This window comes from Kineococcus vitellinus, assembly GCF_009906315.1.
GTDB lineage: Bacteria > Actinomycetota > Actinomycetes > Actinomycetales > Kineococcaceae > Kineococcus > Kineococcus vitellinus.
In genome coordinates this window covers 1-4,927 of sequence record NZ_JAAALL010000310.1, presented here as the reverse complement: position 1 = coordinate 4,927, position 4,927 = coordinate 1, and the positions used below count along the sequence as shown (strand labels likewise).

5 protein-coding genes are annotated in these 4,927 nt (G+C 76.8%); 3 read left to right on the top strand and 2 right to left on the bottom strand.

Translation table 11 applies throughout. The annotated features are described in order from the left end of the window. Positions 1–76: 76 nt before the first annotated feature. Positions 77–907 carry an alpha/beta fold hydrolase gene (locus GTQ99_RS19695; RefSeq protein WP_166617406.1) on the bottom strand — a complete coding sequence of 277 codons (831 nt, stop codon included), beginning with the start codon at positions 905–907 and terminating at the stop codon, positions 77–79. Positions 908–923: 16 nt separating this feature from the next. Beyond that, positions 924–2,369, bottom strand: a complete 1,446-nt coding sequence (locus tag GTQ99_RS19690; RefSeq protein ID WP_166617405.1) for a GuaB1 family IMP dehydrogenase-related protein — start codon at positions 2,367–2,369, stop codon at positions 924–926. A gap of 167 nt (positions 2,370–2,536) precedes the next feature. Here GTQ99_RS19690 and GTQ99_RS19685 point away from each other — a divergent pair, with 167 nt between their 5' ends. From GTQ99_RS19685 to GTQ99_RS19675, 3 genes are all read left to right on the top strand, one after another. After that, on the top strand, positions 2,537–3,316 hold the full coding sequence (locus tag GTQ99_RS19685) for a response regulator transcription factor (protein WP_166617404.1): 780 nt from the start codon (positions 2,537–2,539) through the stop codon (positions 3,314–3,316). Further along, positions 3,313–4,491, top strand: coding sequence for an ATP-binding protein (locus tag GTQ99_RS19680; protein WP_166617403.1), 1,179 nt, complete (start codon positions 3,313–3,315; stop codon positions 4,489–4,491). The genes GTQ99_RS19685 and GTQ99_RS19680 overlap by 4 nt, the downstream gene beginning before the upstream one ends. Before the next feature lie 51 nt (positions 4,492–4,542). Further along, the coding region (locus GTQ99_RS19675; RefSeq protein ID WP_205707854.1) for a 2-oxoglutarate dehydrogenase E1 subunit family protein at positions 4,543–4,927 on the top strand (385 nt) is incomplete at its 3' end.

Here is a 4,927-nt window from a genome sequence, read left to right as displayed (position 1 = left end):
GCTCATGACCCGCACGATTCTAGGGACAGCCGCCGCTCCCGCACCCCTGCAGCGGCGTCGCCGCGGAGCCGCCGCGTCAGAACAGCGTGTCCCCCGCCAGGAACGCCTCCAGCGGCTGCACGCACCGCCGCGCCGCCCGCAGCAGCGAGTCGTGGCCGCACCCGCCCGCCACGAGCGCGGTCGCCGACGGCACGGACGCCGCCATCTCCCGGGCGGCGGCGCCGAAGTGCTCGGGGCTGCGCTCGCCGGTGAGCAGCAGGGCGCGGGCCGGCAGGCCCGCGTAGACGTCGGCCGGGGAGTCCAGCTGCAGCCCGGCGCGGGTCTCGGCGAGCACCTGCGGCAGCCGGGCGGTGGTCGAGCGCCCCCACTCGGTGCGGGCCAGCACCCCGCCGACGAGGCGCTGCACGCGCTGGGAGCGCCCGGCGGCCGTGCGCCCCAGCGAGCTGGTGCGCAGGTGGCGGTCCAGGTGGGCCAGCGCCAGGTCGGGGGCGCCGGTGGCCAGCGCCCGCGCGGCCTGCTCCAGCGCCTCCTCGGGGATCGAGCCGTCGATCGGCAGCACGGCGTCGTAGACCGCGACCCGGTCGATGCAGCGCTCCAGCAGCGCACCGGTGGCCAGCAGCGCGACGAGACCGCCCAGGCCGTGGCCCAGCACCAGGCGGGCGCGGGTGTGCGCCAGCACCGCGCCCAGCAGCGCGACGTCGTCGGCGACGGCGTAGCGGGCACCGCCGCCGCCGACCTCCTCGCGGTCGTAGCGGTGCACGGTGAAGCGCTCCCCGAGCCGGTCGGCGAGCCTGGCGAGGTCGGCGGCGGGGCGCGCGCCGTGCACGAGCACGAGGCCCGGCCCCGAGCCGCTCGTGACGACGTCGACGGGCGAGCCGTCCGCGCGACGCAGCCCCTCGACGATCACCCCCGGACCACCGCGCTCACCAGCCGGCCGGCAGCGGCCGACCCTCCTCGTAGCCCGCCGGCGACTGCAGCCCCACGAGCGCGCGCTCGGCGAACTCCGCGACGGTGCGCGCGCCCACGTAGGTGAAGGAGGAGCGCACGCCGGAGGTGATCTCGTCCAGCAGGTCCTCCACGCCGGGGCGGGCGGGGTCCAGGTGCATGCGCGAGGAGGAGATGCCCTCCTCGAACAGGCCCTTGCGGGCCCGCTGGAAGGGGGTGTCGGCCTTGGTGCGGGCGGCCACCGCGCGCGCGGAGGCCATGCCGAAGCTCTCCTTGTAGGGGCGGCCGTCGGCGTCCACGGCCAGGTCCCCGGGGCTCTCGTGGGTGCCGGCGAACCAGGAGCCGACCATGACCTGGCTGGCGCCCGCGGCCAGCGCGAGGGCGACGTCGCGCGGGTGGCGGACCCCGCCGTCGGCCCAGACGTGGGCGCCGAGCTCGCGGGCGGCGGCCGCGCACTCCAGCACGGCGGAGAACTGCGGGCGCCCGACGCCGGTCATCATCCGCGTCGTGCACATCGCCCCCGGGCCGACGCCCACCTTGACGATGTCGGCGCCGGCCTCGACGAGGTCGCGCACGCCCGCGGCGGTGACGACGTTGCCGGCCACGACGGGCACCTGCGGGTCCACCCCCCGCACGGCGCGCAGCGCCTCGAGCATCTTCTCCTGGTGCCCGTGCGCGGTGTCGACGACGAGGGTGTCGACGCCGGTGTCCAGCAGCGCCTTCGCGGTCGCGGCCACGTCGCCGTTGATGCCGACGGCGGCGGCCACCCGCAGCCGCCCGGCGGCGTCGAGGGCGGGCCGGTAGACCGTGGAGCGCAGCGCGCCGGTGCGGGTGAGCGCCCCGACGAGGCGCCCGTCGCGCACGACGGGGGCGAAGCGGCGGCGGGACTCGTGCAGCACGCCGAAGGCGGCCTCCAGGTCGGCCTCGGCCGCGGCGGCGTCGATCGTCACCGGCGAGGGGCTCATGACGGCGCCGACCTGGGTGAAGCGGTCGACGTCGGCGCAGTCGGCGGCCGTGACCACGCCCAGGACGCGGCGGTCGTCGTCGAGGACGACGGCCGCGCCGTGCGCGCGCTTGGGCAGCAGGTTCAGGGCGGCGGCGACGGTGTCGTGCTCGTGCAGGACCACGGGCGTCTCGAGGACGGGGTGGCGCTCCTTGACCCAGGCGACGACCTCGGCGACGACGTCGACGGGGATGTCCTGCGGCAGCACCGCCATCCCGCCGCGGCGGGCGATCGTCTCGGCCATCCGCCGGCCGGAGACGGCCGTCATGTTCGCCACGACCACCGGCACCGTCGTCCCGGTCCCGTCGCCGGTCGACAGGTCCACGTCGAGGCGGGAGACGACGCCCGAGCGCGCGGGGGCGAGGAAGACGTCGCTGTAGGTCAGGTCGTGCTGCGGCCGCTGGCCGTCGAGGAAGCGCACCCGCCCAGGATAGGTCGCCCCCTCCCCCCGTGGACGACGCGTGATCCCCGCGGGGGACCACGCGTCGTGCGCGGGCGGGGAGGTGGTGTGCAGAGGCCGTGCACGCACGGCGGCGCTCCGGCCGGCGCACGGGTCCGGGCGCCGCGGACCGGCCTACGCTGGCGCCCATGAGCACCGGACCGACCTCCTCGCCCGCCCCCGCGGCCGGCGCCGGCGGGGGCCCCGCCTCCCCGCGCACGGCCGTCGTCGTCGAGGACGAGCCCACCATCGCCGACGCGGTCGCGCGCCGGCTGCGCGCGGAGGGCTACACCGTGGAGACCGCGGGCGACGGGCCCGGCGGGGTGGAGCTGTGCGAGCGCACGCGCCCGGACGTCGTCGTCCTGGACGTCATGCTGCCCGGCTTCGACGGCCTGGAGGTGTGCCGGCGCGTGCAGGCCGCGCGCCCGGTGCCCGTCCTCATGCTCACCGCGCGCGACGACGAGACCGACAAGCTCGTCGGCCTCGGCGTGGGCGCCGACGACTACATGACCAAGCCGTTCTCGATGCGCGAGCTGGTGGCCCGCGTCAACGGCCTGGTGCGCCGGGTGGAGCGGGCCCGCGCGCTCGTGGGCGCCCCGGCCGAGGCGGCGCCGGCGATGCGCTTCAGCGTCTCCGACGGCGAGCTGGAGGTCGACCGGGCCCAGCGGCGGGTGCGCCGCGCGGGCACCGAGGTGCACCTGACGCCCACGGAGTTCGACCTGCTGGTCTGCCTGGCCGCCTCCCCGCGCACCGTGCTGACCCGCGAGAAGCTGCTGGAGGAGGTCTGGGACTGGGCCGACGCCTCCGGCACCCGCACCGTGGACAGCCACGTGAAGGCGCTGCGCCGCAAGCTGGGCGCCGACCTCGTGCGCACGGTGCACGGCGTCGGCTACGCCTTCGAGCCCACGGGCGCCCAGGAGGCGCCGTGACGGCGCCCCCGCCCGAGCAGCAGGGCACCGGGCTGACGGGGCCGATCCCGATCACCGGCGCCGCGCACGACGCGCGCGCCGGCGCCTCGCGGTCGGCCACCCGCCGGCCGTGGCCGGACGTGCGGCCGCTGGACCCGGTGCACTCGCTGAAGACCAAGCTGGCGCTGCTGGTGGCAGCCTCGGTGACCGTCGCGGCGCTGCTGGTCTGGCAGGGGCTCTACCACCACATCGGCCCGCGCTACACGCTGCCGATCGCCATCGTCATCACCCTCGTCTTCACCCAGGCGCTGGCGCGCGGGATGACCTCCCCGCTGCGCGACATGACGGCCGCGGCGCGCGCGATGGCCACGGGCGACTACTCGCGGCGGGTGCGCTCGACCAGCAGCGACGAGGTGGGCGAGCTGGCGGACGCCTTCAACCGCATGGCCGAGGACCTCGAGGCCGTCGACCGCGAGCGCCGCGAGCTGGTCGCCAACGTCAGCCACGAGCTGCGCACCCCGGTCTCGGCGCTGCACGCGGTCATGGAGAACCTCGTGGACGGCGTCACCGAGGCCGACCACGAGACGCTGAGCACGGCGCTGGCGCAGACGGAGCGGCTGGGCCGGCTCGTGGAGCAGCTGCTGGACCTCTCCCGCCTGGACGCCGGCGCGGTCTCGCTGGACCGCGAGGACGTCGCGCTGGAGCCGTTCCTGGGGCAGGCCACGCGGGCGATGTCGATGACCGGCCGCGACGTGCACTACGTCGTGGACGTCGACCCGCCGGGGCTGGGCGTGGCGGCGGACTCCGCGCGGCTGCACCAGGTGGTGGCCAACCTGCTCGACAACGCCTCGCGGCACTCCCCGCCCGGCGGGCGGGTCGTCGTCTCCGCGCACGCCCTCGGCGAGGTGGTGCGCATCAGCGTGCAGGACCAGGGCCCGGGCATCGCCGACGCCGACCGCGAGCGCGTCTTCGAGCGCTTCCAGCGCGGCAGCGCCCGCACCGACGGCGGCACCGGGCTGGGGCTGGCCATCGCGCGCTGGGCGGTGCAGCTGCACGGCGGGACGATCCGAGTGGCAGCCACACCGCCCGGGGGCGGCTGCCGCATCGACGTGCACCTGCCCAGGGTGACTCCGCCTTCACCGGCTGTGACGAACGTCGCACGCGACGGCACGGGCGCGCGGACCGCCCCGCGCTGAGCGCGGACCGCGACGCATACCACACGGGGATAGGGTGGAGCTGCGCCCGCGTTGACCGACATCGAGGAAGAAGGCGACACCGCCGTGCCTCCACAGCCCTCGCACCACGAGGACAAGATCGCAGCATCGTTCGGACCCAACGAGTGGCTCGTCGACGAGCTGTTCGAGCAGTACAAGGCCGACAAGAACTCCGTCGACGAGGCGTGGTGGGACTTCTTCGCGGACTACACGCCCGCGGACAACCCGGCCGGCACCACGAAGGCGTCCCCGCCCGCCGAGCGGGCCGAGGACGCCCCCGCCACCGGGTCCCCGACGCACCGGGCCAACGGCGCGGCCCAGGCCCCCGCGAACAGCTCCGCGAACGGCTCGGCCACCGGGACGGCCCCCGCGCAGCCCGCCCGGACCGCGCCGTTGGCCCGGTGCGTCGGGGACCCGG